The organism is Actinoplanes sp. NPDC048791 (assembly GCF_040650095.1).
Classification (GTDB): domain Bacteria; phylum Actinomycetota; class Actinomycetes; order Mycobacteriales; family Micromonosporaceae; genus Actinoplanes.
The window spans coordinates 1-13,611 of the sequence record NZ_JBEZGQ010000121.1 but is presented as its reverse complement, the minus strand read 5'-3'; the positions used below and the strand labels follow the sequence as shown (position 1 = coordinate 13,611).

The 13,611-nt window shown below is 70.8% G+C and carries 13 protein-coding genes, 1 pseudogene and 1 riboswitch; of the genes and pseudogenes, 7 read left to right on the top strand and 7 right to left on the bottom strand.

The features are described 5' to 3' along the window. Positions 1–103 precede the first annotated feature (103 nt). From efeB to mtrB, 3 genes are all read left to right on the top strand, one after another. Positions 104–1,282, top strand: a complete 1,179-nt coding sequence (efeB, locus tag AB0C29_RS12230) for an iron uptake transporter deferrochelatase/peroxidase subunit (RefSeq protein ID WP_360819011.1) — start codon at positions 104–106, stop codon at positions 1,280–1,282. Between the two features lie 103 nt (positions 1,283–1,385). After that, entirely contained in the window at positions 1,386–2,075 is a 690-nt protein-coding gene (gene mtrA / locus AB0C29_RS12225) for an MtrAB system response regulator MtrA (protein ID WP_023358973.1), read from the top strand. Positions 2,076–2,129: 54 nt separating this feature from the next. After that, the gene (gene mtrB, locus AB0C29_RS12220) at positions 2,130–3,740 is read left to right on the top strand and encodes an MtrAB system histidine kinase MtrB (protein WP_360819005.1); all 1,611 of its coding nucleotides are present in this window, start codon (positions 2,130–2,132) and stop codon (positions 3,738–3,740) included. Here the strand turns inward: mtrB and AB0C29_RS12215 are convergent. Further along, on the bottom strand, positions 3,718–6,219 hold the full coding sequence (locus tag AB0C29_RS12215) for a DUF3516 domain-containing protein (RefSeq protein WP_360819008.1): 2,502 nt from the start codon (positions 6,217–6,219) through the stop codon (positions 3,718–3,720). The two genes, mtrB and AB0C29_RS12215, sit on opposite strands and share 23 nt — an antisense overlap. Positions 6,220–6,559: 340 nt before the next feature. Here AB0C29_RS12215 and AB0C29_RS12210 point away from each other — a divergent pair, with 340 nt between their 5' ends. Continuing rightward, positions 6,560–7,108, top strand: a complete 549-nt coding sequence (locus AB0C29_RS12210) for a hypothetical protein (RefSeq protein WP_360819003.1) — start codon at positions 6,560–6,562, stop codon at positions 7,106–7,108. Here the strand turns inward: AB0C29_RS12210 and AB0C29_RS12205 are convergent. Continuing rightward, positions 7,086–7,556 (bottom strand): DUF1203 domain-containing protein, encoded by a 471-nt coding sequence (locus AB0C29_RS12205; protein WP_360819000.1) that lies wholly within the window; start codon positions 7,554–7,556, stop codon positions 7,086–7,088. The genes AB0C29_RS12210 and AB0C29_RS12205 overlap by 23 nt on opposite strands. Here AB0C29_RS12205 and AB0C29_RS12200 point away from each other — a divergent pair. Then, positions 7,555–8,226, top strand: coding sequence for a GNAT family protein (locus tag AB0C29_RS12200; RefSeq protein WP_360818997.1), 672 nt, complete (start codon positions 7,555–7,557; stop codon positions 8,224–8,226). The genes AB0C29_RS12205 and AB0C29_RS12200 overlap by 2 nt on opposite strands. Here AB0C29_RS12200 and AB0C29_RS12195 read toward each other — a convergent pair. Next, positions 8,171–8,815 carry a nucleotidyl transferase AbiEii/AbiGii toxin family protein gene (locus tag AB0C29_RS12195; protein WP_360818995.1) on the bottom strand — a complete coding sequence of 215 codons (645 nt, stop codon included), beginning with the start codon at positions 8,813–8,815 and terminating at the stop codon, positions 8,171–8,173. The two genes, AB0C29_RS12200 and AB0C29_RS12195, sit on opposite strands and share 56 nt — an antisense overlap. A 78-nt stretch (positions 8,816–8,893) precedes the next feature. Here AB0C29_RS12195 and AB0C29_RS12190 point away from each other — a divergent pair, with 78 nt between their 5' ends. Beyond that, complete coding sequence (locus tag AB0C29_RS12190) at positions 8,894–9,436, top strand: hypothetical protein (RefSeq protein ID WP_360818992.1); 543 nt, start codon at positions 8,894–8,896, stop codon at positions 9,434–9,436. Between the two features lie 2 nt (positions 9,437–9,438). Here the strand turns inward: AB0C29_RS12190 and AB0C29_RS12185 are convergent, their stop codons facing one another. From AB0C29_RS12185 to mgrA, 4 genes are all read right to left on the bottom strand, one after another. Continuing rightward, positions 9,439–9,786: a hypothetical protein gene (locus AB0C29_RS12185; protein ID WP_360818989.1), complete on the bottom strand. Its 348-nt coding sequence runs from the start codon at positions 9,784–9,786 to the stop codon at positions 9,439–9,441. Between the two features lie 119 nt (positions 9,787–9,905). Further along, positions 9,906–10,652, bottom strand: a complete 747-nt coding sequence (locus AB0C29_RS12180) for a DNA polymerase beta superfamily protein (protein WP_360818986.1) — start codon at positions 10,650–10,652, stop codon at positions 9,906–9,908. Next, complete coding sequence (locus AB0C29_RS12175) at positions 10,649–11,323, bottom strand: DNA polymerase beta superfamily protein (protein WP_360818984.1); 675 nt, start codon at positions 11,321–11,323, stop codon at positions 10,649–10,651. Before AB0C29_RS12175 ends, AB0C29_RS12180 begins: the two co-directional genes overlap by 4 nt. Then, positions 11,320–12,315, bottom strand: coding sequence for an L-glyceraldehyde 3-phosphate reductase (mgrA, locus tag AB0C29_RS12170; protein WP_360818981.1), 996 nt, complete (start codon positions 12,313–12,315; stop codon positions 11,320–11,322). Before mgrA ends, AB0C29_RS12175 begins: the two co-directional genes overlap by 4 nt. A 58-nt stretch (positions 12,316–12,373) precedes the next feature. Then, positions 12,374–12,461: riboswitch (glycine riboswitch) on the top strand. Positions 12,462–12,538: 77 nt separating this feature from the next. Between mgrA and AB0C29_RS12165 the strand changes: the two are divergent. Beyond that, a pseudogene (locus AB0C29_RS12165) lies at positions 12,539–13,611 on the top strand (glycine dehydrogenase (aminomethyl-transferring)); the annotation flags it as partial.

The following is a 13,611-nucleotide window of genomic DNA, read 5'->3' as shown; positions in this document are numbered from 1 at the left end:
AGGTCCTCCTCGTCCTTGAAGAACCACGAGTGGTCGGCGCTGACCAGGACGTCCAGCGTCTGATCGTGCGAGTCGACGCCACCGGCCCAGCGGCGGCGGTGCCCTGGTCAAGGGCGCGTCGGCCGAAGGATCGCACCCTGTCGAGGGCGCGGTCGCGTTCACCGGCGAGCACCAGGCCGGCATCGTCACCCCCGCCCAGGACCGGCTGCACTTCGTCGCGTTCGACGTCATCACCAAGGACCGCGACCGCCTGATCAGCATGCTCAAGGAGTGGACCGCCGCGGCGGCCCGGATGACCGCCGGGCGCGACGCCGGCGAGATCGGCGCGGTCGGCGGCATCCCCGAGGCGCCGCCGGACGACACCGGCGAGGCGCTCGGACTGCCGCCCTCGGCCCTGACCATCACGGTCGGCTTCGGCCCGACGCTGTTCCGCGACGCCACCGGCAAGGACCGCTTCGGCATCGCCGCCAAGCGCCCCGAGGCGCTGGCCGACCTGCCGCACTTCCCGGGCGACCGGCTGGACGACAGCATCTCCGGCGGTGACCTGTGCGTGCAGGCGTGCGCCAACGACCCGCAGGTGGCCGTGCACGCGATCCGCAACCTGGCCCGGATCGGCATGGGCGTGGTCAGCGTGCGCTGGTCGCAGCTGGGCTTCGGGCGTACGTCGTCGACGTCCACGACGCAGGCGACCCCGCGCAACCTGTTCGGTTTCAAGGACGGCACCGCCAACCTCAAGCTCGAGGAGACCGAGCTGCTGCGCGACCACCTGTGGGTGCAGCCGGGCGACGGGCCCGACTGGATGACCGGCGGGTCGTACCTGGTGAGCCGCAAGATCCGGATGATCGTCGAGACCTGGGACCGCTCCTCGCTGGCCGAGCAGGAGATGATCGTGGGCCGGCGCAAGGGCTCCGGCGCGCCGCTGGGCAAGACCGGCGAGTTCGAGGAGCCCGATCTCGACGCGCGCGGCGCCGACGGTGAGCCGGTGCTGGCCGTGAACTCTCACGTCCGGCTGGCCCACCCGAAGTCGAACGGCGGCGCCCGGCTGCTGCGCCGCGGCTACAACTTCGTGGACGGCTCGGACGGGCTGGGCCGGCTCGACGCGGGACTGTTCTTCATCGCGTACCAGCGTGACCCCCGCAAGCAGTTCGTGCCGATCCAGCGCAACCTGTCGCGGACGGACGAGATGAACGAGTACCTCAAACCGGTCTCCCAGGCGCTGTTCGCCTGCCCCCCCGGCGTGACCGGACCGGCGGACTTCTGGGGCCGCGCGCTCTTCTCATAGCCTGGATTTTCGGGCGCCGGCGGGCCATGATCAGCAGCACCGCCGGCGCATGATCGCCGGGCGGTCACACGGGCCTGAAGGGGACAGTGCAATATTGGATCGCATGAGAGCCCGGGTACTCGTCGTCGATGACGACCCAGCGCTGGCCGAGATGCTCGGCATCGTCCTGCGCAGCGAAGGTTTCCTGCCCTCCTTCGTCGCCGACGGCGAGCGCGCACTGGCGGCGTTCCGGGAGAGCCGGCCCGACATCGTCCTGCTCGACCTGATGCTGCCCGGCATGAGCGGCATCGACGTGGCGCGGGCGATCCGCACCGAGTCCGGCATCCCGATCGTCATGCTGACCGCCAAGAGCGACACGGTCGACGTGGTGCTCGGCCTCGAGTCCGGCGCCGACGACTACGTGGTCAAGCCGTTCAAGCCCAAGGAGCTGGTCGCGCGGATGCGCGCCCGGCTGCGCCGGGGCGAGGACGCCGCGCCCGAGATGCTCACCATCGGACCGCCCGGCAACCAGATCACCATCGACGTGCCCGCGCACACCGTCTCCCGCGACGGCGAGGAGGTGAAGCTGACGCCGCTCGAGTTCGACCTGCTGGTCGCCCTCGCCCGCAAACCGCGGCAGGTCTTCACCCGCGAGGTCCTGCTGGAGCAGGTCTGGGGTTACCGGCACGCGGCCGACACCCGGCTGGTCAACGTGCACGTCCAGCGGCTGCGCGCCAAGATCGAGCCGGACCCCGAGCGACCGGAGATCATCCTTACGGTGCGCGGTGTCGGTTACAAGGCGGGCACCGGATAGGGGCTCCCAGGGGCTAACCTTGCCCCCGAGATGCATGCTCCCGCCTGGTTACCGATGCCCATCCGCCGCACCCTGAGGGTGGTGCGGCGGCAGTGGCGCATCGGCGTGCGCCACGGCCTCCGGCTGTCCGCACCCGCCCGCCGCGCCTGGCGCCGCTCGCTGCACCTGCGCGTGGTGACCCTGACCCTGGTGACCTCCAGCCTGCTGGTCGGCGGTTTCGGCTGGTTCATCGCCGACCGCAGCACCCAGATCCTGCTGGACCGGGCCGAGGACGAGGTCCAGGCGCAGATGCAGGGCAAGGTGGAGTACGCCTACCAGCAGCTCTCCGTCCACCGTCAGGTGCGCGACCAGGAGCTGCCGGCGACCATCAGCGCCACGGTCGACCGGCTGGCCGACGGCGACTCCACCGAGAGCGGCGGCGCGATCGTCTCGTTGCGGGCCGACACCATCCCCGACATCAAGCCGGACTCCTCGATCACGGTCGAGACCGAGCCGCTGATCACCCGCGACATGGTGCGCCTGGTGGCCGATTCCGAGCAGGTGGCCCAGCAGATCCGCACCCTCGAGGTGGCCGGGACGCGGACCAAATACCTGGTGTACGGCTCCCCGGTGCCCACCAGCTTCGGCCACGTCGAGCTCTACTACCTCGTGCCGCTGACCACCGAGGACCGGGCGGCCAACCAGATCCGCACCACGGTGCTGGTCACCGGGCTGGCCCTGGTCATCCTGCTGGGGATCGTCGCCTGGCTGGTCACCCGGATGGTCGTCACGCCGGTACGGGTCGCCGCCCGCACCGCCCAGCGGCTCTCGGCCGGCCTGCTCGACCAGCGCATGAAGGTCGACGGCGAGGACGACCTGGCCCTGCTGGCCGCCTCCTTCAACCAGATGGCGGCCAACCTCCAGCGGCAGATCGTCCGGCTGGAGGAGATGTCCCGGTTGCAGCGGCGTTTCACCTCCGACGTCTCGCACGAGCTGCGCACCCCGCTCACCACCGTCCGGATGGCCGCCGACCTGATCTTCTCCGAGCGCGAGGAGTTCGACCCGGCGGTGGCGCGCAGCGCCGAGCTGCTGCAGGCGGAACTGGACCGGTTCGAGAGCCTGCTCACCGACCTGCTGGAGATCAGCCGGTTCGACGCGGGCTTCGCCGCCCTCGACGCCGAGCACACCGACCTGGTGCCGATCGTCGAGCGGGTCGCGGAGCGCCTCGCCGGGCTGGCCGAGCGGGTCGGCGTCAGCATCGAGCTGCGGCTGCCCGACACCCCGGTCATCGCCGAGGTCGACCCGCGCCGCATCGAGCGGGTGCTGCGCAACCTGGTCGGCAACGCCGTCGAGCACGGCGAGGGCCGGCCGGTGGAGGTCACGCTGGCCACCGACGAGGCGGCCGTGGCGGTCACCGTGCGCGACCACGGCGTCGGTCTCAAACCGGGGGAGGAGCGCCTGGTGTTCAACCGGTTCTGGCGGGCCGACCCGTCCCGGGCCCGGCAGACCGGCGGCACCGGGCTGGGCCTGTCCATCGCCCAGCGGATCGTCCGCGACCACGACGGCTACATCGAGGTCACCAGCGAACCCGGCAACGGCACCACCTTCACCGTGAGCCTGCCGCTGCGCCTGCCCGCGGGGGCCGGCGCCGACCCGCCGTCGCTCAGTGCGGGCCCACCGCCGTGATCCGGATCGCCGCGGCGCCGAGCTCGTCGCTGGCCGCCAGGTCGACCTCGGCCTCGATGCCCCAGTCGTGGTCGCCCTCGGGGTCCTCGAAGACCTGCCGCACCTTCCACACCGTGGGCGTGGTCTCGATGTGCAGCAGCGCCGGCCCGCGCGCCGAGGGACCGGTGCCGACCACCGGATACTCGGCGTAGTAGTCCTCCAGGGCCTCGATCCAGCGATCGGTGTTCCAGCCCGACTCGGCGTCCAGCTCGCCCAGGTCCTCGGCCCGGCGCAGGGCGAACAGCTCGACCCGGCGGAACATCGCGTTGCGCACCAGCACCCGGAACGCCCGCACGTTGCGGGTGACCGCCGGCGGCTTGTCGTCCAGCGGCGACACCTCGACGATCTCGGCGCCCGGGTTGCGCAGCCGCTCCCACTCGTCGAGCAGGCTGGAGTCGACCTGGCGGACCAGCTCGCCCAGCCACTCGATCAGATCGGTGAGCTCCTCGGTGCGGGCGTCCTCGGGCACAGTCTGGCGCAGCGCCCGGAACGCGTCGGCGAGATACCGCAGGACCAGGCCCTCGGAACGGGACAGGCCGTAGAACGAGACGTACTCGGTGAAGGTCATCGCGCGTTCGTACATGTCGCGGACCACGGCCTTGGGCTTGATCTCGTAGTCGGCGACCCACGGGTGCCCGCCCCGGTACGTCTCGTACGCGCCCTCCAGCAGCGGCAGCAGCGGCTTGGGGTAGGTGACCTCCTCGAGCAGCTCCATCCGCTGGTCGTACTCGATGCCCTCGGCCTTCATCGCGTTGACGGCCTCGCCCTTGGCCTTGAACTGCTGCGCGGACAGCACCTGGCGCGGGTCCTCCAGGGTCGCCTCGATGACCGAGACCACGTCCAGCGGATACTCCGGCGACTCCCGGTCGAGCAGTTCCAGGCAGGCCAGCGCGAACGGCGACAGCGCCTGGTTGAGCGCGAAGTCGATCTGCAGGTCCTCGGTGAGGCGGTAGCGGATGCCGTCGTCGGTCTCGACCCGCTCGATGACCCCACCGGCCAGCAGCGCCCGGGCGATGGCCAGGGCCCGGCGGATGTGCCGGCGCTGGGCGGCCGGCTCCTCGTGGTTGTCGGTGAGCAGGTGCCGCATCGCCGCGAACGGGTCGCCGCCGCGGACCAGCACGTTGAGCAGCATCGCGTGCGACACCTGGAACGACGAGGTCAGCGGCTCCGGGTCGGCCGCCACCAGCCGGTCGAAGGTCGGCTGGCCCCAGCCGATGGTGCCCTCCGGCGGCTTCTTGCGGACCACCTTGCGGCGCTTCTTCGGGTCGTCGCCGGCCTTGGCCAGCATCCGCTCGTTGTCGATGACGTGCTCGGGGGCCTGCACGATGACCGTGCCCAGGGTGTCGTAGCCGGCCCGCCCGGCCCGCCCGGCGATCTGGTGGAACTCGCGGGCCTTGAGCAGCCGGGTACGGACCCCGTCGTACTTGCTCAGGCCGGTGAACAGCACGGTCCGGATGGGCACGTTGATGCCGACGCCGAGGGTGTCCGTACCGCAGATGACCTTGAGCAGGCCCGCCTGCGCGAGGGTCTCGACCAGCCGGCGGTACTTGGGCAGCATGCCGGCGTGGTGCACGCCGATGCCGTGGCGCACCAGCCGGCTCAGGGTGCGCCCGAAACCGGCGGTGAACCGGAAACTGCCGATGGCCGCGGCGATCGCGTCCTTCTCGGCCCGGGTGCACATGTTGATGCTCATCAGCGACTGGGCGCGTTCCAGGGCGGCGGCCTGGGTGAAGTGCACGATGTAGACCGGGGCCTGCCGGGTGGTCAGCAGCTCCTCGATGGTCTCGTGCAGCGGGGTCATCGCGTACTGGAAGACCAGCGGGACCGGCCGCTCGGTGTTGCTGACCACGGCCGTGGGCCGGCCGGTGCGCCGGCTCAGGTCGTCGACGAAGCGGGTGGTGTCGCCCAGGGTCGCCGACATCAGGATGAACTGGGCCTGCGGCAGCTCGATCAGCGGCACCTGCCAGGCCCAGCCCCGGTCGGGCTCGGCGTAGAAGTGGAACTCGTCCATGACGACCTGGCCGACGTCGGCGTCGGCGCCCTCGCGCAGCGCCAGGTTGGCCAGGATCTCCGCGGTGCAGCAGATGATCGGGGCGTCCGCGTTGACGCTGGCGTCGCCGGTGAGCATGCCGACGTTGTGCGCGCCGAAGACCGCGCACAGGGCGAAGAACTTCTCACTGACCAGCGCCTTGATCGGCGCGGTGTAGAAGGTGGTGCGCTTGTCGGCCAGGGCGGCGAAGTGCGCGCCGGTGGCGACCAGGCTCTTGCCCGAGCCGGTGGGGGTGTTGAGGATGACGTTCGCCCCGGTGGCGATCTCGATGAGCGCCTCCTCCTGGTGCGGGTAGAGCGTCAGTCCCTGCTCGCTCACCCAGCTCTGGAAGGCATCTCCGCGGGGGGGGGGTTGGGGGGTGCGGGGCGGGGGGTGGTTGAGCGTATTGATCCCCCCCCCCAAACCCGCCGCGCTTTCCCCACCACGGGGGCCGGGCGCGACGCGCGCCCGGCCACGGAAGGGGACCCTGCTGTGGAGTTGCGGCCGATCCGCTAGACGCCGAACGCCGAGTAGATCGGGCCGGCGACGCTGCCCGCGAGGCCGATGACGGCGGCGACGACGGCGATGGTGGAACCGATTCGAAGGCGCATTCCGGGAGCTCCTCTGGTGCGGTGGTGGCCTCGCACGACAGAGATTGCGCCCCGCCGGGTGCGGAACGGGACACACCAGGTTGCCGATCGGTTGCAGAATGTATCGACACTGCTCAATGCCACTGATCTTCGGAGGTCCCGTGAAAGTCCTCGTCGTCCTCGCCGCCGCCCTCGTGGTCACCACCGGCGGCGCCCAGGCCCCGACAACGCCCGCACCCGCCCCCTGCACAGCGCAGGTGCAGGTCAACCCCAGCTTCGAGCGCGGGACGGCGGGCTGGACCGCCGGCCCCCGCATGGTGGTGCTGGGCACGCCGGAGCGTCCGGCGCACACCGGCCGGGCGTACGCGACCTTCGCCGGTCTCGACGTCACCCGCACCGACCTGCTGCGCTCCACGGTGACGATCCCGGCCGGCTGCGGCCTCGACGTGAAGTTCTTCGCCCGGGCCGGCTCCACCGAGACCACCCGCGGCGACTACCTCAACATGGGCCTCGGCGTGTCCGGCGAGCCGCCCAAGACCCGCTTCTCGTTCGCCTTCGACATGCGGACCGACTGGCAGCAGTACAGCGCCGTGGCCTCCGTCGCGGCCACCGAGCGCACCGCCACCATCACCTTCCTCAGCAGCGAGTCCGCGGGCGGCGGCGTGACCACCTTCGACGTGGACGACGTCACCGCGACGCTGCACCCGTAGGCAGCACGCTGAACATGTAGCAGCCGTAGACCACGTTGCGGCTGTGCACCAGGACCACACCCGGCTCGGCCAGCACGGCGGTGACCGCCGCCACCGGATCACCACCGTCGTGCTGCCGGCTGGCCGGATGGATCCGCCCGGCGCTGTCGTAGGCCCGCAGCACCTGCGGACGGCCGTACCAGTCACCCGGATAGGGCAGGTCGTCCGCCGGCCCGCCGCAGGGTGCGGCGTGGGCGAACACCGCACCCTTCTCCCGGTACGGCGAAACGGGCAGCGGCGGCTCGTAGTTGAACAGCAGAAGTCCCTCACCAGCGGCCGCGTCACGCAGGCAGCACCGCAGCGGCTCACCCCCGCCCGCACAGTGCCGCTCGGCCGCTCTCCCGGCCCGGGCCTCGTCGAGCACGGCGGGGGAGAGGGCACTGATCCGGTACGCGATGGTCGTCGTCATGACCTCATCCTGCTGCGCCGGCCGCCCGCTGGTCTGGCGGTATTCGGACGGGCGCCTCGCGCGCACACTAAAGACCATGGACGTCGTGCTGGCCCCGTTCACCCGGGAGTTGCTGCCCGCCGTACAGCCCTGGTTCGAACACCCGGAGGTGGTCCGGCGGCTGGGCGGCCCGCAGTGGCCGGTCCGGAACCTGGAGCTGGCCGGCACGGGCCTGGGCGAGACATTCCGGGGCCGACGGGTGCTGCGCGACCACTCCTGGGTGGCGTACGACTCGTCCGGGGCGGTGGTCGCGAACATCGGCGGTGAGGTGTACGACCGCTGGTGCCGGTATTCGGAGGGCCCGGACGGCGCGGTGATCGAGGCGGTGGAGCCGGGCCTGAGCATGGGGCTGGCGTACGTCGTGGACCCGCGGCGGTGGCGGCAGGGCATCGGGACGGCGGCGCTGCTGGCGGTCATGGCCGCGCCGGAGGTGGCTGACGTGATGCTGTTCGCGGCCGGTGTCGAGCCGGACAATGTGGCCAGTGTGCGATGCGCCGCGGCGGCGGGCATGCGCCCGGACCACGCGGAACCGGATTGGGAGGGTTTCGTCTACTACCTCCGGCGACGTCAACCCTTCATCGGGGCCAGGCCGTCAGCCGCTCCCGTACCACCCGGACCTGCTCGGGGCTGAGCCCGTAGACGGCGAAGCGGGCGTCATCCAGCCGGTCCAGATACCGTCCCGCGTCGGCCACCTCGTCGTCGTCCAGCCCGGGGTCCAGCGCCCGGGCCAGCTCCAGCACCCGCGCGAGCGAATACCGCTCCAGCGCCGCCGCCACGTCGATGTAGTCGCGCACCTCCCGCCGGTTGACCAGCGCCGCGACCTTGGACGCGACCAGGTCGTCCAGGTGCATCACCGGGCCCACGTCCATGACCACCGGGGCCCGGCTGCGTTCCAGCCGGGTCAGGGTCAGCCGCAGGGCGCGGGTGCCGTCGGCCACGTGGTATTCGCGCAGGTCGTCGTCCATGCCCTCGAAGAGCTCGTCGGCGACCTCACGGAACACCTGATAGCCGGCCTCGGTGAGGGCGGCGGTGACCTGCCCGGCGGCGGCCTCGACGGCGCCGGCGGTGTCGGTGAACAGGTCGATGTCCTCGGTCGGGCGCTGCACCAGGCCGTTGACCAGCCAGGCGACACCGCCGCCGAGCACAAAACCGTGCTTCTCCCCGACGGTCAGGGCGATGGTGGCGACGTCACGGTAGAAGTCGTCGATGTTCCCGCTCACCCCGGCGACGCTAGCGGATCTGCCCGGCGGCGCCACCGCGACCGGCCGGGTTCGGTGGGTCGTGGCATCATGCGCCGCATGGAGATCATTGCCGGTGAAGGCGTCGCCCTGGCCAAAGTCGGCGAGAGCCGCCAAGTGGTCGAGGATCGGCTGGGTCCACCCGTGCATCCCGGCCGAGGCAGCAAAGCGGTGTACCACACCAGTCCTCGGCTCGTCCTGTCCTACCAGGCGGACGACACCGTCGAGATCGTGGAGATCGCGTACTCCGGTGACGGCGGGGAAGAGGTGTTCTTCGACGGCGTGCAGCTGACCTACCGCTTCATGGACGACGTGGTGGCCGATCTTGCCGCCAAGGGCCATGAGTGTGAACCGATCGACATCGGCTACCGGTGCAAGCCGGGATTCGCCATCTTCTCGATGGGTTCCCGGTCGGCGCGGGAACTGGATCCGCAGGCCGCCGCGGACGACCCGCGGCAGGTCTGTGAGGGCGTCTCCGTGGCATCCTACAGCTACCTCGCCGGACCGACCGAGGACGACATCGTGGAGCACATCCGTCGTCAGGAGGCGGCCCGCGGCGTGGAGATCTCGGCCGAGGAGATCCGAAAGACCATGGGGTTCTGAACTCAGGCGGTAGCGACCCGGCGCAGCATCGGGTGCCGGGCCTCCCAAGCCGCCCGCACCCCCCGAGGCAGGTTGAGCTCCGCCCAGACCCGCACCAACGTCGGCCCGTGCAAATAACTACGCAGCTCGTCCACCCGCACCGCCTCACGCAGCACGTTCTCGTACATCCACAGCAGCATGGTCGGCTGGTCCAGGTCGAACGTGCGCACCGGATTCCACCACAGCCGCAGCGGTAGTTCGACCAGTCCGTGGGCCGGGCCGGTCAGCTCGCCGAGGGTGCCTGCCACGAGCACCGGCCGGTGCGGCCGGGCGAGGTGGACCGCCGGGGCGTCGGGCGCGGTGGTGGGCATGGGACCAGGGTAGACCGCCGACCCCGCTGAGGGATAACTCCTAGAGTCCTAGGATGCTTAGGCGCAGTGCGGCACGCCGCACCAAACACAGAAACGACCGCCTGCGGCGGACAACGAAACTAAGAAAGGCGGGTACGGACGACCAGCTGGTGCAACGCCTCAACAGCGTCCCGGTCGGCCTGCTCCGGCAGCACAGAAGCGTCCCGGGCCGCTTCCAGGTCGCCTCGCAGCCGGGGGATGTCGCGCGCCAGATCGGCCCGGACCGCCGAGGGGAACGGGCCGTGCTCCGCCTCGCGCTTGCGGCCGATCAGCTCCGGCACGTACGCCAGGCCGGTGCCCAGCAGGCCCAGATCCGTCTCCAGCTCGCCGGTCCGCATGAGGTGCACCCCGGTGAGCAGCACCCGCAGCGTGTACAGCGCCGGCTTGAGCTCGCCGGTGCGGTCGAAGAGCCGTTCCTGGGTCGCCGCGAAGCCCAGGTAGTGGTGGGCGTGATGGCGGGTGATCAGCGCCGGGGCCAGCGCCTTCAGTTCTTTGTGCACCGGGGAGGTGGTGACCACCAGCGGGGACAGCAGCTGTTCCAGCACGTAGCCGTTGCGGCCGGTGAGCAGGCGGGCGAACTTGAGCAGGTCGTGGCTGACCACGTCGAGTTCGACGCCGTCGCGCCAGCCGTCGGACTGCAAGGTCTCCGGGCCGGTGCGCAGGCCGACGACCTCGGCCGCCGGCAGCAGGTGGGCGGCGCGCAGATCCAGGTCCGAGTTGGCCGACGCGAAGCCGTACAGGTGGGCGCCGCTCACGGTCGCGAAGATCAGGGGGTAGGGCAGGTCGGCGGCGACCTGGCCGGCCCAGTTCGGCACGTCGATGGTCATGGCAGACCCCTTTCCCGTACGGCGTAGAGCAGCGCGTCGACGGCGGCCCGGTCCGGCGTCTCGGGCAGGGCGGTCCGCGCGGCCGCCTCGTCCAGGTCGGCCAGCAGTTCGCCGGCCCATGCGGTCACCGATTCCCACGGCACGTCGCCGCTCTTGACGGCCAGCAGGCGTTCGCGCAGCGGTGACACGTCGACGAGTACCTCGCCGGTCCGCAGCACGTGGGCGCCGGCCAGCAGCAGCCGGATCATGTGCATGGCCTGTTTGTGGTTGGTCCCGCCCGTGCGCCGGCGCCGGGAGTCGACGCGTTTGAGCTGGTCCCGGGCGTACGCGCCGTACGTGTCGGCGACGCGCCGGGACAGGAACGCCTGGCGGGTGGCCAGCAGGTGTTCGCCGTCGGCGGTGACCGCGGTGATCAGGGGTGACCAGAGCACTTCGAGCACGGTCGGGTTGCCCTGGAGGGCCAGGGTGCAGAAGCGTTCGAGTTCCCAGGAGAACTGTTCCTCGGCCGGGCCGTCGAGGTGGGTCGGTGGCTTGTCGAGGTGCCAGAACATCGCGGTGGGGGCGGCGTACACGCCTCGCCGGTCGTGGTCGGAGCCCGGACCGGCCAGGCCGTACGCGCGGGAGCCGACCACGACCGCGAGGATCGTGTGTTCGGTGACGAGGGTGGTCACAGGTCCAGGCTGGTGCCGTCGATCGCCTGCAGTTCGTCGTCGCTGAGGTCGAGCTTGTCCAGGGCGGCGACGTTGGTCTCGAGCTGTTCGACGCTGCTGGCCCCGATGATCAGGCTGGTCATCCGCTGGTCGCGCAGGGCCCAGGCGAGGGCCATCTGGGCCAGGGACTGCCCGCGGCGCTTGGCGATGTCGTTGAGGTTGTGGATGCGGCCCATGGTGGGCTTGTCCAGGTCGCTCTCGTTGAGGAAGACGCTGGTGCGTACGCGGGAGTCGTCGGGGATGCCGCCGAGGTAGCGGTCGGTGAGCAGGCCCTGCTGGAGGGGGCTGAAGGCGATGCAGCCGGCGCCGACGGCTTCGAGCGTGTCGAGCAGGTGGTCCTTCTCGATCCAGCGGTTGAGGATGGAGTAGGACGGCTGGTGGATCAGCAGGGGGGTGCCGAGTTCCTGCAGGATGGCGGCGGCGCGGGCGGTCTGTTCGGCGTTGTAGTTGCTGATGCCGACGTAGAGGGCCTTGCCGGAGCGGACGACGGCGTCGAGGGCGCCCATGGTCTCTTCGAGCGGGGTGTCCGGGTCGGGGCGGTGGTGGTAGAAGATGTCGACGTAGTCGAGGCCGAGGCGGCGCAGGGACTGGTCCAGCGACGAGACCAGGTATTTGCGGGAGCCCCACTCACCGTAGGGGCCGTTCCACATGTGGTAGCCGGCTTTGGTGGAGACGACGAGCTCGTCGCGGTGGTGGCGGAAGTCGGTGGCCAGGATGCGGCCGAAGTTCTCCTCGGCGCTGCCGGGCGGCGGGCCGTAGTTGTTGGCCAGGTCGAAGTGGGTGACGCCGAGGTCGAAGGCGCGGCGGGTGATGTCGCGCTGGCGTTCGATCGGGCGGGCGTCGCCGAAGTTGTGCCACAGGCCGAGGCTGATGGCGGGCAGCTTGAGCCCGCTGCGCCCGGCGCGGCGGTAGGTCATGGTGTCGTAGCGGTCTGGCGCCGCGGAGTAGGTCACACACCACACCCTAGGGACACATGATCGAAACGTGCGCGCTGGTAGGTTCGTAGCAGCCGTACACCGCGCGGGAGAGACCATCTCGGTGGCGCCGAAGGGGCAAATCCTCCCCGGAACCTCTCAGGCAAAAGGACCGCGTAGGTAGGCGACTCTGAAGTGCCCTGTGGGTATGACAGAGGGGGAGGTTGCTGCCGTCGACCTCTTTCTCCCCGCAGGAGCCGCTATGACGTTCGCTGACCGCCACATCGGCCCGGATGCCGATGCGCAGACCCAGATGCTCAAGGCGATCGGGTATGCCTCCCTCGAAGCGCTGATGGATGCCGCGATTCCGGAGGTGATCCGCTGGCACGGGTCGCTGGAGCTGCCGGCTGCCGCTTCCGAGGAGGAGGCGATCGCGGAGCTGCGGGAGATCGCGGGCCGTAACACGGTGGCGACCTCGATGATCGGTCTCGGTTACTACGGCACGTTCACCCCGGCGGTGGTCCGGCGCAACGTGCTGGAGAATCCGGCCTGGTACACGGCGTACACGCCGTATCAGCCGGAGATCAGTCAGGGCCGGCTGGAGGCGTTGCTGAACTTCCAGACGATGGTGACCGATCTGACCGGTCTGACCACGGCGAACGCGTCGATGCTGGACGAGGGCACGGCGGTGGCCGAGGCGATGACGCTGGCCCGCCGGTCGAGCAGGAGCAAGAGCCCGGTGTACGTGGTCGACGCGGACACGCTGCCGCAGACGCTGGCGATCCTGCGGACCCGGGCTGAACCGCTGGGTATCGAGATCGTCCTGGCCGACCTGGACGCCGGTGGCGAGCTGCCGGCGGAGTTCTTCGGGCTGCACCTGCAGTATCCGGGTGCTTCGGGTGCGGTGCGGGATCACGCGGCGCTGGTCGAGGCGGCGCACGCGGTGGGTGCGCTGGTGACGGTGGCGGCGGATCTGCTGGCGCTGACGCTGCTGCGGGCGCCGGGCGAGATCGGGGCGGACATCGCGGCGGGCACGACGCAGCGTTTCGGCGTACCGCTGGGCTTCGGTGGCCCGCACGCCGGTTACCTGGCCGTGCGCGCCGGGCTGGAGCGTTCGTTGCCGGGCCGGCTGGTCGGGGTGTCGCGGGACGCGGACGGCGCTCCGGCTTACCGGCTGGCGTTGCAGACGCGTGAGCAGCACATCCGGCGGGAGCGGGCGACGAGCAACATCTGCACCGCGCAGGTTCTGCTGGCGGTGATGGCGAGCATGTACGCGGTTTATCACGGTCCGGCGGGGCTGCGGGAGATCGCCCGGCGTACCCATGAGCGGGCCGG